Genomic DNA, 20,401 nt, shown 5'->3' with positions numbered 1-20,401 from the left:
GACTCCTCGTGCTCTCGTGTGGCTGACTTTGTGTGGGGAACGGTCAGCCGTGCACGTGCAGCGGCTTGCCGGCCAGGGCGAGGAACGCCTCGCCGAGGGCTTCAGTCTGGGTCGGGTGGGCGTGGACCAGGGGGGCCACGTCCTCCGGGTAAGCCTCCCAGCTGTAGATCAGCTGGGCCTCACCGATGAGTTCGCCGACGCGCTCGCCGACCATGGTGATGCCGACGACCGGGCCGTCGGGCGCCTTGACGAGCTTGACGCCGCCGGCGGTCTTGAGGATCTGGCTCTTGCCGTTGCCCGCGAGGTCGTAGACGAACGTCTCGGCCGAGCCGTACTTCTCCTTGGCCGCGGCCTCGGAGAGACCGACGGAGGCGACCTCGGGCTTGCAGTAGGTGACGCGCGGGATGCCCGCCTCGTCGATGACCTTCGGGTTCTGGCCCGCGATCTCCTCGGCCACGAAGATGCCCTGCTGGAAGCCGCGGTGCGCGAGCTGCAGGCCCGGCACGATGTCGCCGACGGCGTAGACGTTCGGCAGGTTCGTGCGCAGCCGCTCGTCGGTCATCACGAAGCCGCGCTCGATGGTGATCCCGGCCTCCTCGTAGCCGTGACCCGCGCTGTTGGGACCGCGGCCGACCGCGACGAGCAGCAGGTCGGCGTCGAGGACGTCGCCGTTCTCCAGCGTGACCGAGACACCCGAGTCGGACTGGGTGGCGCCGGTGAACTTCACGCCGGTCTTGAACTTGATGCCACGCTTGCGGAACGCGCGCTCCAGCTGCTTGGACGCGTACTCGTCCTCGGCGGGGACCAGGCGGGGCAGGGCCTCGACGATGGTCACGTCGGCGCCGAACGAGCGCCACACGCTCGCGAACTCCACGCCGATGACGCCGCCGCCCAGCACGACGACCTTCTCCGGGATGAAGTCCAGGTTGAGCGCCTGGTCGCTGGTGATGACCCGGCCGCCGATCTCCAGACCGGGCAGGCTGCGGGCGTACGAACCGGTCGCGAGGACCACGTTCTTGCCGACGTAGCGCTGACCGTTCACCTCGACGGTGTTCGGGCCGACGAACGTGCCGGCGCCCTCGACCAAGGTGACCTTGTTGGCCTTCGCGAGACCCTGCAGGCCCTTGTAGAGCCGCGAGATCACGCCGTCCTTGTACGAGTTGACGCCGGCGATGTCGATGCCCTCGAGCGAGGACTTCACACCGAACTGGTCGCCTTCGCGGGCGTTGTCCGCGACCTCGGCCGCGTGCAGCAGCGCCTTGGTCGGGATGCAGCCGCGGTGCAGGCAGGTGCCACCCAGCTTGTCCTTCTCGACCAGGACGACGGACAGGCCGAGCTCGGCCGCGCGGAACGCGCAGGCGTAGCCGCCCGAACCGCCGCCGAGGATGACGAGATCGGCGTTGGTGGCCGACTCCAGTTCCGGCGAAGTCACTTCGGATCTCCTCGGGATTACTTACTACGCGCGGGTGCGCGCGAGGTACGCGGCCATCTTGTCACTAGTTGCCGGAGCGCGGTGATCCGGCATGGGGAGACCGCGTCACGATCCCGATCATTCACCTACTCATAACACCCTTTCCTGGCACGATGGTGCAGGCAAGCACAGGAGGTGCCCGATGGGGCTGTTCGACCGTTTCCGCAGGAAGTCACGCCCTGGTGTGCTGCGCACCGCCTCCAACCAGGACACGAGCCACCTCGAGCAGTGGACGAAGAGCCGCCAGGGTGTCGAAGCCTATGTGGAACCCAGGACGACGGTGACGGAAACCACTGTGGTCCTGGTCGCCCACGACGGCGAGTGGACCCGCCGCAGGATCGCCTCCCCGGACGCCGCGAGGTCGTTCGCACGCAAACTCGGCATGCCGATCTACGACGCGGGCATCGTCGGTTACCCCAAGCGCATGCGCGACTACACCGCGCGCCAGAAGAAGCTCGGCAACGGCTAGTCGGTGCGGTGCGGAACGCCGCCGGCGGGATACGCCGAGCGTGGATCACACCGCCGACGTCCTGCGACGCGCCACTGGAGCGCGCCATCGCGGCGGCCACCCACCGCTCGCTCGCCCCACCGCCGGCCTCGTCCGGCGTGCCGTTGATCGTCGCCACCAGCGCCGCGCACCGGTCCAGCACGCCCCCGAACTCCGCGACGGCCCGCCGCGCGTGCTCGTCGACCACCGGATCGGGTTCGATCAGCGCCCGCCGCGGCCCGGTCGCCTCCGGCGCGGACCCGGTCACCTCCGCGGTGAGCCTCGGCGAGCAAGGCGAGCAACCGGCCCGCGCTCTCCCGCCCGCGCTCCGAACCCGGCTCCACTCCGGACCGTTCCGCCTCCCACGCCTCGACCTCGACCAGCCGATGCCGTTCGACGCGCGCCATCACCTCCGGCGACGTCACCGCCCTCGCCTCCGGTGCGGCGAAGGCGCCGTGGAAGAACCTCCGCACCTCGCCGCGGAAGTCCTCGTCCCGCACCATGTCCGCGAGCTCGATCCACGCCTGCGACTGCTCGGTGGCCGGCTCGTCGGGCAGCAGCCGGTGGAGGTGCGCGGCGAAAGCCGGGTGCACGGCGAGCCCTTCGGTGACCTCGTCCCAGAACTCGTCGAGCAGCCGTTCACGGTCCTCATCGGACAGTGAGACGAGCTCCTGCGCCAACGCCACCTGCCGCGCGCTGCCGCCCTGGCTCACCACGGTTCTCAGCACCGCCCGGCGCGCCCCCGGGTGCCGCAACTGCCGTTCGACGATGCCCGGGTGCGTGCTCGCGAGGTCGTGCAACGTCAGCTCCTCGGCCGGCACCCTGCGCACGTCCTCGACGCTCGCCCCGAGGTCGCGCAACGTCCGCACGAGTTCCAGCCGTGCGACGGCTTCGACGTCGTAGTGCCGATAGGCGCCATCGGTGTGACTGGTGGGCGGCACGACACCTTCGTCCGCGCGGCACCGGATCGCGCTCACGCTCAACCCGGTGCGGCGCGCGACGTGCCCGATCGGGTACAGCTGCTTCGTCATGAGCGCCACCCCGGGGCCTCGACCGACTCGAGGCTCAAGCCCTTTCCTCACACCACGGTCGGCTCGTGGCGCACGGGGAAGTTCACGCTCGCCGCGATGAAGCACATCGAATGCGCCTTCTCGTGCAACGCCTGCGCCATCTCCCTGGTCGCCGGATCGGCGACGGCCACGACGGGGTGGAGCAGCACCTCGGTCATCCGCCCCGACCCGTCGGGGTGCTCCGCCATCGTTCCGGTCGCGTGGTCGCGGTACTCGGTGACGACGACGCCGTTGACCGACGCGAGGTGCAGGAACCACAGCATGTGGCACTGCGCCAGCGACGCGACGAGCAGCTCCTCGGGGTTGTGCCGGCTCGGATCACCGCGGAACGACGGATCGGACGACCCGAGGATCGTCGCCTTGCTCGCGACCCGGATCTCGTGCGCGCGCTCGTAGGTCTTGTACCCGGACGTCCCGCTCCCGGTGTTCCCGGTCCACACGACGTCGGCCTCGTAGTGATGCGTCCCCATGCGGAAATCCTCCTCCGCCCGGCCGCGGGGGCCCAGCCCCGCCGGACGCGTCAGCTTTCGCGCAGCTTCCGGCGCAACGCCTCCACCCGCATCTCCAGCAGGACCTCGCTCTCGGTCTTCTCCCGCGGGGGCGGCTCGGGCAGCAACGCCCTGATCGACAGCGACACCTGCTCCCGTTCGAGGTCGACGTGGAGCACGAGCGCCCGCACCCGGTCGCCGACCGCCAGCACGTCGCCCGGGTGGTCGATCCGCTCCCAGGAAATCTGCGGAATGCGCACCAGCGCCGCCACCGGACCGGGCGCCCCGTCCAGTGCGACGAACACCCCGAACGGAAAATCGCACTCACATCGCCCTCGACGACCATGTCCTTGTCGAGGCCGGCGAGAAACTCGCTCATCGCCACCATTACCCCACTTCGGCACCGCGGCCACCGCTCCCGGAACGCGGCCGACAGCACCTCTCACACGCCAGCCAACACACCCAGCACTCCACCCAAACCGATATATCAGTTTTGCGACCGCGCTGAACTGCACCTTTGCAACAAGTCTTTTGACTTCGTCCGCAAACGAGCCGTTGCAAGGGCGGTGGGAGGCATCGGGTGGCGAGGCTCGGCCGGCGAATTCGAACCGGGGACGACCGGCCGCGGCGTTTTCCGCCGGCCTCCGGAATTCCGCCCACCTCGAATCGGGAAAGGGCGATGATCCGGCCGTGGAGACGAAGCTCGGGCGATTGCCCGTCGACGAACAGCTCGCGGCGTTGCGGACCATCCTCGAAAGCAACGAAATCCTGGTGGAGGTCCTCGGCGGAGCGGCCGAGCTGAGGCTGCCCGACTGGTACCTCACGGCCGGTTGCGTGGTCCAGACGGTGTGGAACGTGGTGACCGGCAGGCCCCCGGCCGAAGGAGTCCTGGACCACGACCTGTTCTACTTCGACCCCGACCTGTCCTGGGACGCCGAGGACACCGTCATCAGAGCGGGCGCGCGGAGGTTCGCCGGTCTGCCCGCGACGGTCGAGATCCGCAACGAGGCCCGCGTCCACCTCTGGTACGAGCGGAAGTTCGGCGTCCCCTGCCCACCCCACGGGTCGACCGAAGCGGCCATCGACTCGTTCGCCGCCACCACGTGCTGCGTCGGCGTCCGGCTGGAGCGGGACGGGCGGTGGCGCGTCTACGCGCCGCACGGTCTGTCGGACGTCTTCAACCTGGTGGTGCGCCCGAACCCGGTCCTGGCTCCCCGCCACGTCTACGAGACGAAGACCGCGAGGTGGCGCGAGCAGTGGCCGGCGCTGCAGGTGCTCCCGTGGCCTTGAAAAGCGGAACGGGCGGAGACCCCGGAGGATCCCCGCCCGTTCGCGCCGGAGGACTCAGCCGTTGGCCGCGATGTCCGCCAGCACGGCCGCGATGGTCCGCACCGGGACACCGGTGCCGCCCTTCGAGGTGTAGCCGTACGGGCCGCCGGTGTGGAACGCCGGGCCGGCGATGTCGATGTGCGCCCACTGCACGCCCTCGGCCACGAACTCGCGCAGGAAGAGGCCCGCCGCGAGCATGCCGCCCCAGCGGTGCCCGGTCACGTTCGCGAGGTCGGCGAGGCGCGAGTCGAGGTCCGCGCGCAGCTCCTCCGGCAGCGGCATCGGCCAGGCCGACTCGCCGACGGCGGTGCCGATCGAGGCCACGCGGTCGCGGAACTCGTCCGAGCCCATGACGCCCGAGGTGCGCTTGCCCAGGGCGACGACCTGCGCGCCGGTCAGCGTCGCGGTCTCGATCAGGTAGTCCGGGCCGTCCTCGCACGCGCGCACGATGGCGTCGGACAGGATCAGGCGGCCCTCGGCGTCGGTGTTGAGGACCTCGACGGTCTTGCCGCCGTACATGGTCAGCACGTCGCCGGGGCGGTACGCGTCACCGGACGGCATGTTCTCCGCCATCGGGATCGACGCGATGATCTCCAGCGGGTACTTGAGCTTCGCGGCGAGCACCATCGTGGCGACGATCGCGGCGGCACCCGACATGTCCGAGGTCATCTCGTCCATGTTCGCGGCCGGCTTGATCGAGATGCCGCCGGTGTCGAACGTGATGCCCTTGCCGACGAGCGCGACCTTCTTGACAGCCTTCGCGCCCTTGTACGAGATGCGCACGAGGCGCGGCTGGCGCGTCGAACCGCCGCCGACGCCCAGGATGCCGCCGAAGCCCTGCTTCTTCAGCGCCTTCTCGTCGAGCACCTCGACGTCGAGGCCCGCCGCCGTGGCGAGCTTCGCGGCGCGGTCGGCGAACGAGCCGGGGTAGAGGTCGTTCGGCGGGGTGTTGATGAAGTCGCGCGCGGTGGCGACGGCCTCGGCGATCGCGACGGCGGCCTTCAGCGCGGCCTTGTTCTCCTTGGAACCGGCGGCGTGCAGGTCGACCCTCGCGACCGGGGCCTCGCCCTTGTCGGACCTGTACTCGGTGAACGTGTAGGCGCCGAGCAGCGTGCCCTCGGCCGCGGCACCGACGTGCAGGGCGGCCAGCGTGGTGATCGCGCGCTTCTTGCCGGCCAGCGCGCGGGCGGCGACACCGGACGCGCGGCGCACCTGCTCCTCGCCCGCGCTCTTGCCGAGGCCCACGGCCAGCACGAGCGGAGCGGCGATCTTGCCGAACGTCGGCACCTTCACGAGCTCGTCGGCCTTGCCGGACGCGCGCAGCGTGCCGAGCACGTCGAGCAGCGCGCCGTCGAACGCGGCGGCGACCGCTTCGGCACCGGGGGCGAGCTCCAGACCGTCCGCACCCTGCAGGGTGCCCACGACGACTGCGTCCGCGGCGGTGGTGCTCAGGTCACCCTCGGTGAGGGCCAGCTTCGGGGCTGTCACGTGCTGCTCCAGGGTTCGTGCGGGGGCTCGGGATCGTGACCCATGCTAAAGGTCGGACTGGTCCACCCACGGCGAGGCCCGCCACGTTCGCCGCAATCCGTGACGTTCACAGTTGCGCACAGTGGCGATTCGCCCGTTTCACGTATCAGTCGACCGGGTGGTTACGGCCGGATGACGCATCTGAGAACGTGTACCGGTGACCCCCACGCCTCGCGAGATCGTGACGACGGTCGCGCTCGGTCTCCCCGCCGTGCTCGGAGCGGGTGTTTTCGCCGGATTAGCCCCTGCCGCAGGTCTTGCGGGCTGGTGGCTGCTCCCGGCGCTGGCCGTGACCGCGCTCGCCGCCCTCTGCTCGGCCTTCTCGACCGCCGACCAGTCCCGTGCCTACCCGGACATCGGCGGCGGTTACGGATACGTACGTGCCCAGCTCGGCGTGTGGCCCGCAAGGATGACGGCGAGCGCCCACCTCGTCGGCCGCGCCGCGATGGCGGCGGCCGTGGCGTCGATGTTCGGCGCGTACGTGGTGCCGGACCAGCCGGTCGCCGGCGCGCTCGCCCTCGTCGTCGCGACGGCGGTGCTCGGCGCGGCCGGGTTCCGCTTCACCACCGGGGTCAGCGTGGTGGTGTCGCTGGTCGTCCTCGCCGTGCTGGCGCTCGTGGTCGCGTCGAGCTTCTCGATCGCGCCCGTGCCGTCGGCGGGGGAGACGGGCACCCCCAACGAGCTCGTCGGTGTCGCCGGCCTGATGTTCACGGCGTTCGCGGGCTTCGAACGCATCACCGCGCCCCACCGCGGTGAACAGCCGCATCCGCCCGGGGTGCTGAAGTTCGCGATCCCGATCCTCGTCGGACTGTCGTTCGCGGTCTACCTGGCCGTGGGCGCCGGAGTGCTCCGCCAGCTGGGCAGCGCGCGCCTCGCGTTGTCGCCGGCTCCGCTGCGCGACGCCCTCGTCGCGGCGGACGCCTCGGCACTGGTGCCGCTCGTGCAGGTGGCCGCGGCCGTGGCCGGGGTGGCGGTGCTGCACTTCGTGCTGGCGTCCGCGCACCGCACGCTCACCGGGCTGGCCGAGGACGGCGACCTGCCGACGCGCCTGAAGCCGGGGGTGCTGAGCCTCGTCCTGACCGTCGCCGGCGTGCTCGCCGTGGTGCTCATGCCACTCGCGACGGCGCTGGGCGTGGCAGCGTGCGCGACGCTCTTCTACTACGCCTTCACCAACGCGTCGGCTCGAGTGCTGCTGCAGAACGACCGCACGTGGCCCATGCGCACGGCCTGCCTCGGCCTGGGGCTCTCGGTGCTGCTCGCGATGAGCCTGCCGGTGCCCGCGCTGCTGATCTCGATCGCGGCGCTGGGCGCCGGCACCGGCCTCATCGGACTGACGGCGTCTCTCCGCGCGTCGCTCAAAGAGTCACGGACAGAAAAACGAGAAGAGTCACTCCGACGCACACCGCCAGCCCGTACACCCGGCCGTTCGTAGAGGGCTTCTCCTTGCTGATGCCGTAGTAGAAGGCCAGGAAGAAGACGGCGAGGAAGACCGCGGCGACGACTCCTCCCACACCGCCGATGACCCATCCGTCGAGCAGCGTCATGCCGGTGCCCAGGACGAGCAGCGCGGCCTGCGAGACGGTGCGGACGTCGGCACCCCGTGAAGATCCTTCTTCCTTGGTCATGAACAAGGACTCTATAGAGCTTCACTTAGTAGGACGTCCGAGTTTTGGGAAGACGATTTTCCGTATCCCGACCAGCGGGTTACCGTGCTCACATGACGAGCGAGTTGCCTTTCACCCGGACTCCCCACCCGCACCCGGCGACCCCGGAGCGCGTAGCGGAGGTACTTGCCAAGCCGGGCTTCGGGCAGCACTTCACCGACCACATGGTGACGATCCGCTGGAACCGCGAGAAGGGCTGGCACGACGCTGAAGTCGGCCCGTACTCCACCCTCGCACTGGACCCCGCGGCAATGGTGCTGCACTACGGCCAGGCGATCTTCGAAGGGCTCAAGGCCTACCGGCAGCCCGACGGCTCGATCGCGTCCTTCCGCCCTGAGGCCAACGCCGAGCGCTTCCGCGCCTCGGCCCGCCGCATGGCGATGCCCGAACTCCCCGACGAGCTCTTCCTGGAGTCCGTGCGGCAGATCCTCGCGGTCGACAACCGCTGGGTGCCGTCCGCCGCGGAGGAATCCCTCTACCTGCGGCCGTTCATGATCTCCACGGAGAAGGGCCTCGGCGTGCGACCCGCGTCCGAGTACCTCTACGTGCTGATCGCCTCCCCCGCCGGCTCCTACTTCGCGAGCGGCGTCCGCCCGGTGAGCGTGTGGCTCTCGACCGAGTACGTCCGCGCGGCCCCCGGTGGTACCGGCGCGGCCAAGTTCGCCGGCAACTACGCCGCCTCCCTCGTGGCCCAGGCACAAGCCGCCGAAAAGGGCTGCGACCAGGTCGTCTGGCTCGACGCGGTGGAACGCCGCTGGGTCGAGGAGATGGGCGGCATGAACCTGTTCTTCGTCTTCGGCGACAAGGTCGTCACCCCGGAGCTGACCGGCACGCTGCTGCCGGGCATCACCCGCAGCTCGCTGCTGGAGCTGGCCGCCGACCTCGGCCTGTCCGTGGAGCAGCGGCGCATCTCGACCGAGGAGTGGGAGAAGGCCAACGCCTCCGGTGAGCTCACCGAGGTCTTCGCCTGCGGCACGGCGGCGGTCATCACGCCGGTCGGCCACGTCAAGCACGCCGGTGGCGAGTTCGACATCGCCGACGGCGGCACCGGCTCGGTGACGATGAAGCTGCGCGAGCGCCTGACCGGCCTCCAGCACGGCCACGTCGCCGACTCCCACGGCTGGATGACGACCCTGGGTTAAGCGACGACCAGAACGGCCAGAAGCGCGATTTCGGCGGCAGCACCGAGCACATCACCGGTGATGCCGCCGAAACGCTTCCCGGTGTGCTTCACGAGTCCCCACACCAGCGCACCCGCGACGACGACGGCGACGACGGCACGGATGCCGAGCGGGACCGCCGCGAGCGCGAGCACGGCCCACGTCCCGATGACGATCCCCGGGTGCTGTGTGCCGGCGACGAGCGCACCGAGCCCCTCCGGTCGTGCGGCGGGCACGCCGCGCAGGCAGCAGATCCCGAACGCGGCCCGGCTCGTCGCGAACGCGAGCAGCACGACGCCCCAGTGCGCGTGGGGGAGTGCGGCGGCCTGCGCGCCCAGCACCACGATCAGCGAGACCACGCCGAACGGCCCGGCGCCGCCGTCCTTCATGACCGCGAGCGCGCGTTCCGGCGGTCCGTAGCACCCGAGCCCGTCGGCGACGTCGGCGAGCCCGTCGAGGTGCATGCCCCTCGACGCCAAGGCGACGACGCCGACGACCACGAAGCCCGCCACCAACGCCGGTATATCGGATATCGCGAGCAGCTGGAGCACGGCCACGACGAACGCGGCGATGACGACGCCGACGACGGGTGTCCATGCGATGGCTCGGCCCGCCGCCTTGCGGTCGACGTCGTCGACGCGCAGCGGCAGGACCGTCAGCCAGGAGAAAGCCAGTCTCATTCTTTGTTCGTGACGCCGGCGCTCTCGAAGGTGGCCATCTCGGCGAGCACCTTCACCGCCGACACCAGCAACGGCAGCGCCGCCACCGCACCGGACCCCTCGCCGAGCCGCATGTCGAACTCCAGCAGCGGCTTCAGGTTCAGGTGCCCGAGTGCGATCGCGTGCGCGGGCTCGGCCGACCGGTGCCCGGCGACCCACCACTCGCGCGCACCGGGAGCGAGCTCCTCGGCGACGACGGCGGCCGCGCCGACGACGACGCCGTCGAGCACGACCGGGGTCTTGCGGACCGCGGCCTGCGCGAGGAACCCGGCCATCGCCGCCAGGTCCGCGCCACCGGCCGTGGCGAGCAGCGCGACCGGGTCGCTGATCTGCAGGCGGGCCCGGCGCAGCGCGTCCCGGATCGCCGCCGTCTTGCGCATCCACGCCTGGTCGTCGATGCCGGTGCCGCGCCCGACGACCGCGACGGGCTCCGACCCGGTCAGCGACGCGATCAGCACGGCCGCGGGGGTCGTGTTGCCGATGCCCATGTCCCCGGCGACGAGCACGTCGGCGCCCGCGTCGACCTCCTCGTCGGCGAGCGCGCGGCCCGCCGCGATCGCGAGCTCGCACTGCTCATAGGTGAGCGCGTCCTCGCGGTCGATCGACCCGGACGAGCGCCGCACCTTGTGCTGGCTGACCGCCGCGGGGGTGTCCGCGTCGACCGCCATGTCCACCACGCGCACCGTGGCGCCCGCGACCTGCGCGAGCACGTTCACCGCAGCGCCACCGGTGAGGAAGTTCGCGACCATCTGGCCGGTCACCTCGCTCGGGAACGCCGAGACGCCCTGCGCGGTGATGCCGTGGTCGCCCGCGAACACGACGACCCGCGGCCGCACGAACGGCTTCGGCGGCACGACGCCCTGGCAGGCCGCGACCCAGTTGCCCAGCTCCTCGAGCCGTCCGAGGGAGCCGACCGGCTTGGTCAGCACCGCGTGGCGGGCCTCCGCCTCGCGCAGAACGGTCTCGTCCGGCGGTTCCACCGGCGGGAACTCGGTGCTCACCTGCGGCTCCTTAACCATGTCGTCTCTCCCGCAGTTTCAGCGGGATGCCCGCGACGAGGAGGGTGACCTCGTCGCACACCTCGGCGACGCGTGCGTTGAGCGCGCCGAGGTGATCGCGGAAGAGCCTGCCAGAGCGCGTCGACGGAACGACGCCGAGGCCGACCTCCGCCGTCACGAGCACGAGCCGGGCCCGGCACGTGGCGACCGACCACACGAGCTTGTCGACGGCACCGGTGACGACGTCGGAGACGTTCCCCTCCCACGCGCCGGCGTCGTCGAGCACGCCGACGAGCCACGTCGACAGGTCGTCGACCAGGATCGGCGGGTCGTCGTAGGCGGTGGCGGTGAGCAGCGCGGGCAGGTCCTCGGGACCCGGCGCCTCGACGGTGTGCCAGGTGGAGGGACGCCGCGCGACGTGCTGCGCGATCCGTGCGTCCCAGTCCGGGTCGTCGGGGTAGCGGCGGGCAGTGGCGACGTACGTCACGACCGGCTCGGCGAGCAGACCTTCCGCGTGCGCCGACTTGCCGGAACGCGCTCCTCCGAGCACGAGCGTCCGAGATGACAAGAGTTAGCCTTCGTCCGTGGAATACCGCTGGCGCTACCAGGATGCACAGGGACGGGACGTCACGGGCCCGGATGTGATGTTCGCGGACCAGACGCAGGCCGAGGAGTGGTTCGGCGACCGGTGGCGCGACCTGCTCGACGCCGGGGTCGAGCAGGTCACGCTGCTGCGGTCGGAATCCGAGGTGTACGGCCCGATGAGCCTGCACCCTGCTTCCTGACGAGCGGGCTCAGCCCTGGGCGGTCAGCCGCGGGTCGTCGGTGACGACGCCCTCGAGCACGGCGTCGATCTTCTCCAGCACGTCGTCGCCGAGCTCGACGTCGACGGCCTTGACGTTCTCGCGGACCTGCTCGGGACGCGAGGCGCCGATGATCGCGGAGGCGACGTTCGGGTTCTTCAGCACCCACGCGACGGCGAGCTGCGCCAGCGTGACGCCCACCTCGTCGGCGATCGGCTTGAGCTGCTGCACGGCGTTGAGCACGTCGTCGCGCATCCAGCGGGCGATCATCTGCGAGCCGCGCTCGTCGGCCAGCCGCGACCCCGCCGGAGCCTCGGCGCCCGGCAGGTACTTGCCGGTCAGGATGCCCTGGGCGATGGGGGAGAAGACGATCTGGCTGATGCCCTCGCGCTCGCAGGTGGGGACGACCTGCGGCTCGATGACGCGCCACAGCATCGAGTACTGCGGCTGGTGCGACACGAACGGCACCTGCAGCTCGCGGGCCAGCGCGGCACCGCGGGTGATCTGCTCGGCGGTCCACTCGGAGACGCCGACGTAGAGCACCTTGCCCTGGCGGACGAGGTCGGCGAACGCCAGCATCGTCTCCTCCAGCGGCACGCTGTGGTCGTACCGGTGCGCCTGGTAGAGGTCGACGTAGTCGGTCTGCAGGCGCTTCAGGGAGGCGTTGGCCGACTCCATGACGTGCTTGCGGCCGAGCCCGCGGTCGTTGGGACCGCCGGGACCGGTCGGCCAGTAGACCTTCGTCAAGTTCTCTCGATTCGGCTAACCGCACTGGTCCTCGTCTCCGCAGGTAGACGCACTGGCGGAGCTGGCGGGGCATTCAGCGCTACTCGGGTCGGGCTGGCGCATCGCCTCGCATCTCCAACGCGGTCTCGATCACCATGTGGCTCATGACCAGGCCCCCGTCGCCCTCCTGCGAGATCCGATACGAGACGTATCCCGCCCAGTGGCCCGTGGTGGTCATCCGCCAGTAGTGCACCTCGCCGGGCACTCGCGACTGAAGGTCGAGCCCCTCGGGGAAGGCGAGCCGTGGTCGCCCGTCGATCCGGTGGACCCTGTCGAGGTGCACCCAGCACGGCCGAGGTGGACTGCATCGGACGATGCGCCCCGGCCGGCGCGGAGGCTCGGCGCGACTGCCCAACCTGTCGATCACGTGGTCGAGTATGCGCGGCCGACCCGCGGCCCGGAACCCGGACGGCCTTCCGGTCGCCACGGGAGCCGCCGGACGCCGGAACAACGGCTCCAGGAAGTTCGCGCCGACCCTGCGGAACCTCGCGAGCGAGGGTGCCCGGTAGTTGCGTCGCGGATCTCGCAGCGGAACTTCCGCCGAGTGGACCGGAAGCTACCCTTCCGGCGTGATTACGCATACGGCTTGGGCGCACGGGACGCGGGACGAGATTCTGGCGGAGTTGCGGGCAGCCATGACGCCAGGGCGCAGCGAGAAGCGCAAGGCGACGCTGAGGGACGCCATCGCGGACCTGGAGGCGGGCGCCTCGATGGTCTACATCAAGCCGATTCGGTACGTGGTCCGCGGTGAGGCGGCGAAGGTGGCCGACGAGATCATCACCCTGATGGACGACGCCCAGGTGTAGCCGAACCGTGTAACGCCGCGCATACTGAGCAGGCATCAAGTTGCACAACGGCAATCAGTTAGGACAACTCCATGAATACCCAAGCGGACTGCCGCCTCGCGCGGCAGAGAAGGTCGCTTGACTCCTACAGCCCGTCTGGGCCAGGGGCAAGCGACGCATTGCAAGGTGCGGGATGCCCTCGGCTTCGGCGGGCTGAGACGTGACGGGGCTGTCGCACGTTCAGCACGCAGTCCCGGCCGGAGTCCCACTGGATGTGCTCTCGGCATCGCGGAACATCATCGAGCACGGCTGGCCCGACACCGAGGCCATAATCCGCATCTTCACCAATCGAATTGCCCACATCCGCAGCGGGGCCTCGGGCCTCGAACCGGAGCACGCCGAGAGAAGGCTCAGCAGGGCTCATGCTTACCAGCTCTGCCTTGACGAGTTCGTGCGCGCCTACACCCAGAGCGCGACGACGGCTGCCCCCGCTGAACTCCCGGAGTGTGTCGCATGAACCAGGCGGCAATGCTGATAGCTCAGGAGTTCGGCACCGCGCAATGGATCGGTGCCGGCGTGGCCATCCCTTCGGTCCTCTTCATCATCTGGGCGCTCTGGCGGGAGCAATTCGCGGCCCTGTACCGGAAGGTCTTCTGGAAGCGGGACCCGCGGAGGAAGCCGTAACAGTGGGCTGCGGAGGAAGCGGACAAGTCATGCACATGTCGGACAACCCTCTGTGGATCAGGCGCCGTGCGTGTTCAGGCTGCTCGGATTGCGTGAAGCCGACCCCCGACACCGACACGTCTTCACAGTCCACACAGGACAAGCAGTAGGAGGTGCATAGAGCCCCAATCGAGCAAGGAACCTGGATAGCCCTCGACCGCTCAGGTCATGGGTACGCAAAGAGCCCCCGCCGAAGGGATCGGCGGGGGCTCTTTGTTGTCTGGCCGGCCTGGGGCGCTCCGGCCCCGGTCGGGCCTCAGGAGGCGTAATCTCCGGAGCGCCAGGATAGGTCGAGCGCGGAAGTTCCGCTTTCCACGGTGTGCATCAACTGCCACTGGCCGTCTGCGAGCCTCCACACCTCGCCGCCGCGGACCTTGCGGCCTTCCGTGTAGGCGACCGCCGCCCTGGCGCGACCGAGGGAGGGGTGCAGCTTCCAGACGGGGCGCCGGGCCGGAACCCGGCTGGCGAAGCACTCCGGGTCGACCGGGGGCGGGCTGCCCATCGGACGCTGGTCGTGGTGCATGTTCTGGAAGGTCACGCGGCGGCCTCCTCGTGGATCGTGCCGTGGTTGAGGTGGTTGGTGATCAGCTCCAGGCCGCGGGCCAGGCGCTTGCTGATCGCGCGCTGGCTGACCTGCTCGTGCTCCGCGATCTCCTCCTGGGTCCAGCCGCAGGCGTGGGTGAGGAAGAGGGCGACCCGCAATTCTCGAGTCAGGAAGGTTCGGTGCCAGGCGGAGCTGATGTCCGCCAGGTGCGCCCAGTAGGTGCCAGCGTGCGAGGCGACCGACGACGAGCGGGGCATGTCCGGGTCGGGGGCCTGGGAGTTCTGCATCCCCCAGGCCCACGCCCTACCCCAGACGGTCGGCAGGAGTCGCTCGACCTGCTCCGGGGTGTAGGTCAAACTCCCGCCTCCAGGCGGTCGGTCGACACGACTCGGTTGGCCCGGCGCACGACCGGCCGGTACTGGTCCCGCAGCCTCGACCAGAGCCACCGGACCAGGTGGCCGGGGTTGGCCTCGTCCGCGAGGTAGGCCAGGACTCGGTCGGGGTTGGTCGCGGCGAGGATGGCCGCGTCCTGCTTCAGGTCGGCGATCTCGACGACGTGGCCGAAGTCGCGGGCGATGCTGCCCGCCGCGATGCTGATCGCGTTCACGACGGGGGCGAGCTGCGCCACTCGCCAGTCAGTCCGGTCGTTCAACGAACCACCTCCAGCGGGCCTACGGCCCCGTCTTTGGTCACGGCGACGATCAGGCCCGGATGACCCGTCGTGCCCTTGGAGTGCCGCCACCAGGTCGATTCCGACTCCAGTGCGGGCGGCTGAACGAACAGGCGACGTCCGTCGCTGTCGATGTGCTCGTGGTGCAGGTGGCCGGCGAGCAGCAGGTCCGCCTGGTGCATCGGCGAGGCGGTGTTGAACGCCTGGCCCTTCCACCACTCGAAGTGCTTGCCGGGCCGCCACTGGTGCCCGTGGGCGTGCGCCACGACCGTGCCGGCGACCGGGAGCACGACGGTCAGCTCGTCGGTCTCCGGGACGTAGAACTCCACGTGCCCGAAGGCGTCCGGGTTGAGCTTGGCGGCGTCGGAGACGGCGATCAGGGACTCGGTGTCGTGGCTGTCGTCGTACCGCGTCAGGCCCTTGCCCTGGATGCGGACGGCCTGGTCGTGGTTGCCGGGCACCGCGGCCTGGGTCAGCCGGCGGGCCAGCGGGGCGAACGTGAGCAGCGCGTGCAGCATCACCCGGCGGTGCAGGCGAATCTGCTCGGTCTGCGTGAGCCGCGTGCGCCACACGTTCGCGCCGCCCTGCGAGACGAAGCCTTCGGTGTGGTCGCCCAGCCACGCCATGTGGACGTGGCCGATGTCGAAGCGCTGCCGGTACAGCTCCAGCAGCTCGGCCGCCCGGTCGATGCCGTCGATGGCCCGCTTGAGCGTGCCTTCCACGCCGTCGCCGTCGATCTTGCCGAACTGGGTGTCCCCGAGGGCGACGATGTAGCCGTGGTCGCCGTCTGCGCGGCTGGCGGTCGGCTTCTGGACGCGGATCTCGGCGAACAGCTCGTCGAGCGGCGGGCGCTCGGTGCTGGCCGCGGTGCCGCGCCGGGCGAAGCTGTACCGGGTGGAGATCCCGGTCTCGCCCGAGGCCATCGTCCACTCCGAGGAGCGGAAGCCGGTCACCTCCCACAGCGCCGGGTCTTCGCCCTTCTCACGCAGGAAGTTGGCCGCCGCGCTCTCGTCGACCTCGACGTCACTGCGGACGACGACTTCGGCGGTGTCGCCGGAGACCTCGACCGCGCGGGTGAAGTCGCGCTCAGGGCTGGCGGCTCGCGGGGGGATCGCAGGGCCGACCGGCTTGGCGAGGAGCTGCTCCGTCAGGCTGTCAGCCAACGTGGACACCCCCTTCCTGGCGAGTGGCTCGCCGGTAGTTGCGGATGGTGGACGCGGACACGGTCAGGCCGTGCTCACGCAGGACGGTGGTCAACCAGTCGGCTGAGGTGGTGCCGAGCAGGTGCGGGCGCAGAGCGGCCCTCTGGTCGGGGCTGAGGCTGTTCCAGAGGGCCGCGAGGGTGGGGCCTGGAGTCCCAGGCAGGGGTTCGGTCACTCGGTCTGCACTGCCTTCCTGAGCGCGGAACTGCTCACGATGCGGAGGAGCTGTCGGAGCACGGAGCGGATGTCGGAGGCGCTGTAGCGGCTCGGCCGCTTGGCGATGTCGGAGGCGAGCACCACCCAGGCCCCGACGCCGTGCTGGCCCTCGACGGCGCGGACGTAGCAGGTCGCGTGCACCGGCCCCCAGAAGTCGGACAGCACCACCTGGTCGCATCCCTCGCCGGTCCAGGTGCTCCCGCTGTCCGAGTGCGTCACCTTGCGGCACAGCACGCAGAAGCGGTCCACCAGCCCGCCGTGCTCGGGATGGCTGCCGAGATCCTGCGGCTCCGCCGGCCAGACCGGCACGCGGACGGTGATCGTCTCGGGGGTCACGTGGGCACCACCTCGACGCGCTGCACGACGGTCACGTCCTCGGGGTAGTCGACGATCTCGTCACCGAAGAACTGCCAGTGCCCGCCGTCGCCGTAGTCCATGAACAGGGCCAGCTCGCCGTCTTCCTCGCCGTAGCGGATGACCAGGGCGAGCTGGCCGGGCTCGAAGTCCTGGGAGGTCACGCCCCGCCGCCCCAGAACGGGTTGGCGACGTTGACCTGCGTCGTGTGCAGCGATGCGAACCGGAGCGGCGTCTCGGGCTGGACCGGGGCCGTGCCGCGGCGGTGCAGGGCTTCCCGCCAGGCGACCGCGACGGCGGCGAGCTGGGTCAGCTCCTCGCCGAGTCGTTCGGCGTCCTGCTCGCACAGCGCCTCGAAGACCTCCTCCAGGAGGATGTCGCGCCAGGAGAGCACGCCGAACCGCTGCGCCTCGGCCATGTTGCGCCGGGCGTCACCCAGCGCTGAGTTGAACGCCGGGCCGGTGCCGTCCGGGTGGTCCTGCGTGCCCCACTGGGCGTCCTGCGCGTTGCGCTCGGCGCGCACGAGGGACAGGGCGTTGTTGGTCAGGCGGACTCGCTCGTTCAACGCGAGCATCTCGCTGTAGCTCAGCACTGTGTGGGGCTCCAGGTGTTCGAGGTAGGCGGGGGGAAGGTCTTCCAGGCGAAGCGCGGTGCCGAAGTCGACCCAGACCTCGGGGGCGTCGTCGGTCACGCGGCGACCGGGCTCTTGGGCCTGAAGGCGTCGAAGATGGCGTCGCGGCCACCGGCCAGGTAGGTGTCGGTGACGTCGCCGATCTGGGGCGACAGCCGCACACCCTTGGCGGTGCGCAGGGAGCGGGTGACCTTGCTGACGAACTCGGCGCCCGCGTCGTCGGGGTCGCCCCAGACGTACACCCGCGAGAAGCCGGCCAGCATCCGGCGGTGCCGGGCGAACCAGAGCTTGGCGCCGGGGATGGCGACCGCGTACAGGCCGAGCATCCGCAGGATGACCGCGTCCAGTTCGCCTTCGCAGACGTGGATCTCGTCCTCGGCCTCGTGCACGGCGCCGACGTTGAACATCCGGGGGGCGTCGCCCTCCAGCGTCATGTACTTGCCGTGGAACAGCGCCCGGTGGTCGTGCTCCTGAAGGCACCGGAAGCGGATCATCAGCGGCTTGCCGTTGCGGTCCAGGTAGGGGATCGCGAGGAAGCCGCGGAACTTCCCGTGTCCGGGGTGGGGGTCAGCGACGACGCCAAGCCGGAACGTAACCGCCGCCTCGCGGCTGATTCCCCTTGCGACCAGCCACCTTGCGGCGTCCGCCGTAAGCGCTGCCTGATAGCTCGTCGTCGCCTCCTCCAGCGCTTCCCGTTGCGAGTCCGAGAGAGGCTGCAAAGGTTCGTGCTCCGCCAAAGTCGAGGTCCTCCTTGAGCTGGATCAGGTTGAAGCTGTCGCCCGCCCGGCCGCAGGAGTGGCAGTTCCACAAGCCCTTGTCGAGGTCGACGCTGCACGAGGGGGTCCGGTCCTCGTGCAGCGGGCAGGCGACCATCTGGCGGGTCCGGCCGGAGAAGCGAACGCCGTAGTGCTCGAACAGCGCGCCCAGGTCCGGGCGCTCGGTGTCGGTCACGCCAGCTTCCGGCCGCGCAGAGTGCCGGAGGTCCGGTCGTAGCCCAGCTCGGCGAGGCTTGCCGGCGTCGGCACGACGTCGAACAGCAGCTCGGCGGCGCGGATCTGCCGGACCCCCCAGTGCTCGATGCCGAGGTCGTCGGCCTCCAGCCGGGCTTCGATCTCGAACTCGACGGTGGCGGTGTCGGTGCCCTGCGGCCAGGCGCGCAGGTCCATCCACTCCTGCCACTCGCCGCCGAGGATTTCGGCCTGCACGGCGAGCTTGTCCATCGCGTTGGACATGGCGACGAGATGGGGCGTCAGGTCGGAGTACTTCACCTGGTCAACCCGAAGTAGTCGCCCACGGTCGTCAGGACGAGCGCGTCCTTCCAGTTCATCCCGCGGCGCTTGACCACGGCGATGCTGGCGACGCGCGCCCGGTCGAGGCTGCGGTGCTTGGCGAAGTGGCCGCCCTCGACCAGGGCCTGGCGGACGAACTCCGTCACGTGGAGCTGGCCGGCCTTGGCCTCGATCACGACGAACTCGCCAGCCCTGGCGAAGTCGCGGACCACGAGGTCGCCCTCGTCTTCCTTGCCGGTCAGCACCAGGCGCTCCACGTCCAGGCCCGCGTCACGCAGGCCGTCGCGGAGGTCGCTCTGCCACTGCGCACCACGGCGCCGGTTGGCGGCGTTGCGCTTGGAGATGTCGGTCAAGCCGTCACGCTCCCCGCGGTCGAGCGAGCCGGGCGCAGCTCGTTGAGCTGGGTCGCGAACTCGGCGACGTGGCTCTCGTTCAGGTCCTGCTTCGCCAGCTCGACGGCCTGCTGCCAGGTCTGGACCGGCGTCAGGTCCTCGCGCCTGGTGTAGGAGCCGAGGCTCTCGCAGGAGCAGCCGCTCTCGAACAGGTAGAACAGCTCACCGGAGGCCGAGCGCAGGAGTGCAGCCTCGCGCCAGCTCCAGTCGTACTCGCCGGCCGCGGCGACGATCTCGAAGTCCTCGCCGTCGATCCGCAAGGAGCGGTCGTAGGTCACAGTGAAACACCTGCCAATGCGGGGTTGTGGGTGTCGATCGCGTGGAAGCGCGTCTTGTCGGGCTCGCAGCGCAGCGCCGCGTAGGTGCGCGCTGTCGGGTCGGACGGCCCCATGCGCTGCTTGATCACCGCGATGCGGTAGATGAGCGACGTCGGGTCCAGGGCCACGGACAGCGACAGCTCCGGCTTCTCCGACAGGCCACCCTTGACCTGGTCGCGAGACGGCGGCGCCCACGGGTCGCTCTTGGCTTCCCAGGACTTGTCGCTGGCGTGGTGCAGGAGGATGACGGTCGCGCCCGTGGCGCGGGCAAGCTCGGTGGCCGAACTCATCACCGCCATCTGCTCGGTGTAGTCCGACTCGGCGCCGTCGAAGTCCATCAGGTTGTCGAAGACGATGACCTGCGGGTACTCGTTCCACAGCTCGATGTACGCCTCCAGTTCCTCGTCGACCGCCTGCCAGGAGATCGGCGAGCCGAAGCTGAAGGTGATGCGCGAGTCGGCGAGCGCGTCGAGGTACTTCTGACGGTGGTGGCCGCCTTCGGCCATACCCGCCTCGACCATCTCCGTCGTGTGCCCGAGGGCCATCGACGCGAGGCGGGACGAGGCGGTGAAGGCGCTCATGTCGGCGCTGAAGTACAGCGTCGGCAGGTTCATCTGCGCGACCCAGAACAGCGCCAGGCCGGACTTCTGCGTACCCGAGCGACCGGCGATCATGATCACTTCCCCGTGACGGGGCCTGCATCCCAGGTCGTACAGACTCTGGAATGCAGGCACCCGAGGAAGCTCACGGCCGGACTCGGCGTGCAGACTCAGCGA

At 70.1% G+C, this 20,401-nt stretch carries 29 protein-coding genes and 1 pseudogene; 7 read left to right on the top strand and 23 right to left on the bottom strand.

Features of this window, described 5'->3' with window-relative positions; all coding sequences use genetic code 11:
• Nucleotides 1-43: 43 nt before the first annotated feature.
• Nucleotides 44-1,432 (bottom strand): dihydrolipoyl dehydrogenase, encoded by a 1,389-nt coding sequence (gene lpdA, locus L6E10_RS30300; RefSeq protein WP_236223567.1) that lies wholly within the window; start codon nt 1,430-1,432, stop codon nt 44-46.
• 181 nt (nt 1,433-1,613) lie between these two features.
• Between lpdA and L6E10_RS30295 the strand changes: the two genes are divergently transcribed.
• Nucleotides 1,614-1,940 carry an oxidoreductase gene (locus tag L6E10_RS30295; protein WP_236223566.1) on the top strand — a complete coding sequence of 109 codons (327 nt, stop codon included), beginning with the start codon at nt 1,614-1,616 and terminating at the stop codon, nt 1,938-1,940.
• Here L6E10_RS30295 and L6E10_RS30290 read toward each other — a convergent pair.
• Genes L6E10_RS30290 through L6E10_RS40960 form a run of 3 tightly spaced genes read right to left on the bottom strand, consistent with a single transcriptional unit; the run spans nt 1,937 to nt 3,821 of the window.
• A complete protein-coding gene (locus tag L6E10_RS30290) occupies nt 1,937-2,989 on the bottom strand; it encodes a MerR family transcriptional regulator (protein ID WP_236223565.1) in 1,053 nt (350 codons plus the stop codon). The two genes, L6E10_RS30295 and L6E10_RS30290, sit on opposite strands and share 4 nt — an antisense overlap.
• 47 nt (nt 2,990-3,036) lie before the next feature.
• Nucleotides 3,037-3,498: an OsmC family protein gene (locus L6E10_RS30285; protein WP_236223564.1), complete on the bottom strand. Its 462-nt coding sequence runs from the start codon at nt 3,496-3,498 to the stop codon at nt 3,037-3,039.
• A gap of 50 nt (nt 3,499-3,548) precedes the next feature.
• Complete coding sequence (locus tag L6E10_RS40960) at nt 3,549-3,821, bottom strand: S1 RNA-binding domain-containing protein (RefSeq protein ID WP_236223563.1); 273 nt, start codon at nt 3,819-3,821, stop codon at nt 3,549-3,551.
• Nucleotides 3,822-4,206: 385 nt separating this feature from the next.
• On the opposite strand from L6E10_RS40960, the gene L6E10_RS30275 reads away from it, so the two are divergent.
• Nucleotides 4,207-4,806, top strand: a complete 600-nt coding sequence (locus L6E10_RS30275; protein WP_236223562.1) for a nucleotidyltransferase family protein — start codon at nt 4,207-4,209, stop codon at nt 4,804-4,806.
• 54 nt (nt 4,807-4,860) lie between these two features.
• On the opposite strand, the gene L6E10_RS30270 is transcribed toward L6E10_RS30275, so the two are convergent.
• On the bottom strand, nt 4,861-6,333 hold the full coding sequence (locus L6E10_RS30270) for a leucyl aminopeptidase (RefSeq protein WP_236223561.1): 1,473 nt from the start codon (nt 6,331-6,333) through the stop codon (nt 4,861-4,863).
• A gap of 196 nt (nt 6,334-6,529) precedes the next feature.
• On the opposite strand from L6E10_RS30270, the gene L6E10_RS30265 reads away from it, so the two are divergent.
• The gene (locus L6E10_RS30265; RefSeq protein WP_236223560.1) at nt 6,530-7,804 is read left to right on the top strand and encodes an amino acid permease; all 1,275 of its coding nucleotides are present in this window, start codon (nt 6,530-6,532) and stop codon (nt 7,802-7,804) included.
• On the opposite strand, the gene L6E10_RS30260 is transcribed toward L6E10_RS30265, so the two are convergent.
• A complete protein-coding gene (locus tag L6E10_RS30260; protein WP_236223559.1) occupies nt 7,728-7,997 on the bottom strand; it encodes a hypothetical protein in 270 nt (89 codons plus the stop codon). The two genes, L6E10_RS30265 and L6E10_RS30260, sit on opposite strands and share 77 nt — an antisense overlap.
• A 92-nt stretch (nt 7,998-8,089) precedes the next feature.
• Between L6E10_RS30260 and L6E10_RS30255 the strand changes: the two genes are divergently transcribed.
• On the top strand, nt 8,090-9,178 hold the full coding sequence (locus L6E10_RS30255; protein WP_236223558.1) for a branched-chain amino acid aminotransferase: 1,089 nt from the start codon (nt 8,090-8,092) through the stop codon (nt 9,176-9,178).
• On the opposite strand, the gene cobS is transcribed toward L6E10_RS30255, so the two are convergent.
• From cobS to cobU, 3 genes are read right to left on the bottom strand one after another with little or no spacing between them, the layout of a single operon-like run.
• Nucleotides 9,175-9,876 carry an adenosylcobinamide-GDP ribazoletransferase gene (cobS, locus tag L6E10_RS30250; RefSeq protein ID WP_236223557.1) on the bottom strand — a complete coding sequence of 234 codons (702 nt, stop codon included), beginning with the start codon at nt 9,874-9,876 and terminating at the stop codon, nt 9,175-9,177. The two genes, L6E10_RS30255 and cobS, sit on opposite strands and share 4 nt — an antisense overlap.
• Entirely contained in the window at nt 9,873-10,934 is a 1,062-nt protein-coding gene (gene cobT, locus L6E10_RS30245) for a nicotinate-nucleotide--dimethylbenzimidazole phosphoribosyltransferase (RefSeq protein WP_236223556.1), read from the bottom strand. The genes cobS and cobT overlap by 4 nt, the downstream gene beginning before the upstream one ends.
• Nucleotides 10,927-11,481, bottom strand: coding sequence for a bifunctional adenosylcobinamide kinase/adenosylcobinamide-phosphate guanylyltransferase (gene cobU, locus L6E10_RS30240; RefSeq protein WP_236223555.1), 555 nt, complete (start codon nt 11,479-11,481; stop codon nt 10,927-10,929). The genes cobT and cobU overlap by 8 nt, the downstream gene beginning before the upstream one ends.
• Nucleotides 11,482-11,497: 16 nt before the next feature.
• On the opposite strand from cobU, the gene L6E10_RS30235 reads away from it, so the two are divergent.
• Entirely contained in the window at nt 11,498-11,698 is a 201-nt protein-coding gene (locus L6E10_RS30235; RefSeq protein ID WP_236223554.1) for a hypothetical protein, read from the top strand.
• Between the two features lie 9 nt (nt 11,699-11,707).
• Here L6E10_RS30235 and L6E10_RS30230 read toward each other — a convergent pair.
• Nucleotides 11,708-12,469 (bottom strand): annotated as a pseudogene (locus L6E10_RS30230) (aldo/keto reductase); the annotation flags it as partial.
• 602 nt (nt 12,470-13,071) lie between these two features.
• Here L6E10_RS30230 and L6E10_RS30225 point away from each other — a divergent pair.
• Together L6E10_RS30225 and L6E10_RS30220 are read left to right on the top strand one after the other, a co-directional pair.
• The gene (locus L6E10_RS30225) at nt 13,072-13,308 is read left to right on the top strand and encodes a hypothetical protein (protein ID WP_236223553.1); all 237 of its coding nucleotides are present in this window, start codon (nt 13,072-13,074) and stop codon (nt 13,306-13,308) included.
• A 492-nt stretch (nt 13,309-13,800) separates the two neighbouring features.
• Nucleotides 13,801-13,971, top strand: coding sequence for a hypothetical protein (locus tag L6E10_RS30220; RefSeq protein WP_236223552.1), 171 nt, complete (start codon nt 13,801-13,803; stop codon nt 13,969-13,971).
• 295 nt (nt 13,972-14,266) lie between these two features.
• On the opposite strand, the gene L6E10_RS30215 is transcribed toward L6E10_RS30220, so the two are convergent.
• From L6E10_RS30215 to L6E10_RS30155, 13 genes are all read right to left on the bottom strand, one after another.
• Nucleotides 14,267-14,548 carry a hypothetical protein gene (locus L6E10_RS30215; protein ID WP_236223551.1) on the bottom strand — a complete coding sequence of 94 codons (282 nt, stop codon included), beginning with the start codon at nt 14,546-14,548 and terminating at the stop codon, nt 14,267-14,269.
• Complete coding sequence (locus L6E10_RS30210) at nt 14,545-14,910, bottom strand: sigma-70 region 4 domain-containing protein (RefSeq protein WP_236223550.1); 366 nt, start codon at nt 14,908-14,910, stop codon at nt 14,545-14,547. Before L6E10_RS30210 ends, L6E10_RS30215 begins: the two co-directional genes overlap by 4 nt.
• Nucleotides 14,907-15,206, bottom strand: a complete 300-nt coding sequence (locus L6E10_RS30205; RefSeq protein WP_236223549.1) for a hypothetical protein — start codon at nt 15,204-15,206, stop codon at nt 14,907-14,909. The genes L6E10_RS30210 and L6E10_RS30205 overlap by 4 nt, the downstream gene beginning before the upstream one ends.
• Entirely contained in the window at nt 15,203-16,387 is a 1,185-nt protein-coding gene (locus L6E10_RS30200; protein WP_236223548.1) for a hypothetical protein, read from the bottom strand. Before L6E10_RS30200 ends, L6E10_RS30205 begins: the two co-directional genes overlap by 4 nt.
• 210 nt (nt 16,388-16,597) lie before the next feature.
• Nucleotides 16,598-16,978, bottom strand: coding sequence for a hypothetical protein (locus L6E10_RS30195; RefSeq protein ID WP_236223547.1), 381 nt, complete (start codon nt 16,976-16,978; stop codon nt 16,598-16,600).
• Nucleotides 16,975-17,160 (bottom strand): hypothetical protein, encoded by a 186-nt coding sequence (locus tag L6E10_RS30190; RefSeq protein WP_236223546.1) that lies wholly within the window; start codon nt 17,158-17,160, stop codon nt 16,975-16,977. Before L6E10_RS30190 ends, L6E10_RS30195 begins: the two co-directional genes overlap by 4 nt.
• Nucleotides 17,157-17,687 (bottom strand): hypothetical protein, encoded by a 531-nt coding sequence (locus L6E10_RS30185; protein ID WP_236223545.1) that lies wholly within the window; start codon nt 17,685-17,687, stop codon nt 17,157-17,159. The genes L6E10_RS30190 and L6E10_RS30185 overlap by 4 nt, the downstream gene beginning before the upstream one ends.
• A complete protein-coding gene (locus L6E10_RS30180) occupies nt 17,684-18,121 on the bottom strand; it encodes a toprim domain-containing protein (RefSeq protein ID WP_236223544.1) in 438 nt (145 codons plus the stop codon). Before L6E10_RS30180 ends, L6E10_RS30185 begins: the two co-directional genes overlap by 4 nt.
• Nucleotides 18,122-18,194: 73 nt before the next feature.
• Nucleotides 18,195-18,578, bottom strand: coding sequence for a CHC2 zinc finger domain-containing protein (locus L6E10_RS30175; RefSeq protein ID WP_236223543.1), 384 nt, complete (start codon nt 18,576-18,578; stop codon nt 18,195-18,197).
• Complete coding sequence (locus L6E10_RS30170) at nt 18,575-18,895, bottom strand: hypothetical protein (RefSeq protein WP_236223542.1); 321 nt, start codon at nt 18,893-18,895, stop codon at nt 18,575-18,577. The genes L6E10_RS30175 and L6E10_RS30170 overlap by 4 nt, the downstream gene beginning before the upstream one ends.
• Nucleotides 18,892-19,269, bottom strand: coding sequence for a hypothetical protein (locus L6E10_RS30165; RefSeq protein ID WP_236223541.1), 378 nt, complete (start codon nt 19,267-19,269; stop codon nt 18,892-18,894). Before L6E10_RS30165 ends, L6E10_RS30170 begins: the two co-directional genes overlap by 4 nt.
• Nucleotides 19,266-19,586, bottom strand: a complete 321-nt coding sequence (locus tag L6E10_RS30160) for a hypothetical protein (protein WP_236223540.1) — start codon at nt 19,584-19,586, stop codon at nt 19,266-19,268. The genes L6E10_RS30165 and L6E10_RS30160 overlap by 4 nt, the downstream gene beginning before the upstream one ends.
• The gene (locus L6E10_RS30155; protein WP_308102911.1) at nt 19,583-20,359 is read right to left on the bottom strand and encodes an AAA family ATPase; all 777 of its coding nucleotides are present in this window, start codon (nt 20,357-20,359) and stop codon (nt 19,583-19,585) included. The genes L6E10_RS30160 and L6E10_RS30155 overlap by 4 nt, the downstream gene beginning before the upstream one ends.
• Nucleotides 20,360-20,401 lie beyond the last annotated feature (42 nt).

The sequence above is a fragment of the Lentzea sp. CC55 genome, assembly GCF_021056325.1.
Taxonomy (GTDB): Bacteria; Actinomycetota; Actinomycetes; order Mycobacteriales; family Pseudonocardiaceae; genus Lentzea; species Lentzea jiangxiensis.
The sequence above is the reverse complement of the archived record's forward strand: the minus strand, read 5'-3'. Positions and strand labels throughout refer to the sequence as shown.

Coding starts and splice junctions, on each gene's coding strand:
- L6E10_RS30295 (WP_236223566.1), top strand. CDS start 1,614: ATGGGGCTGTTCGACCGTTTCCGCAGGAAGTCACGCCCTGGTGTGCTG.
- L6E10_RS30290 (WP_236223565.1), bottom strand. CDS start 2,989: ATGACGAAGCAGCTGTACCCGATCGGGCACGTCGCGCGCCGCACCGGG.
- L6E10_RS30285 (WP_236223564.1), bottom strand. CDS start 3,498: ATGGGGACGCATCACTACGAGGCCGACGTCGTGTGGACCGGGAACACC.
- L6E10_RS30260 (WP_236223559.1), bottom strand. CDS start 7,997: ATGACCAAGGAAGAAGGATCTTCACGGGGTGCCGACGTCCGCACCGTC.
- L6E10_RS30255 (WP_236223558.1), top strand. CDS start 8,090: ATGACGAGCGAGTTGCCTTTCACCCGGACTCCCCACCCGCACCCGGCG.
- cobS (WP_236223557.1), bottom strand. CDS start 9,876: ATGAGACTGGCTTTCTCCTGGCTGACGGTCCTGCCGCTGCGCGTCGAC.
- cobT (WP_236223556.1), bottom strand. CDS start 10,934: ATGGTTAAGGAGCCGCAGGTGAGCACCGAGTTCCCGCCGGTGGAACCG.
- L6E10_RS30220 (WP_236223552.1), top strand. CDS start 13,801: ATGAACCAGGCGGCAATGCTGATAGCTCAGGAGTTCGGCACCGCGCAA.
- L6E10_RS30180 (WP_236223544.1), bottom strand. CDS start 18,121: ATGATCCGCTTCCGGTGCCTTCAGGAGCACGACCACCGGGCGCTGTTC.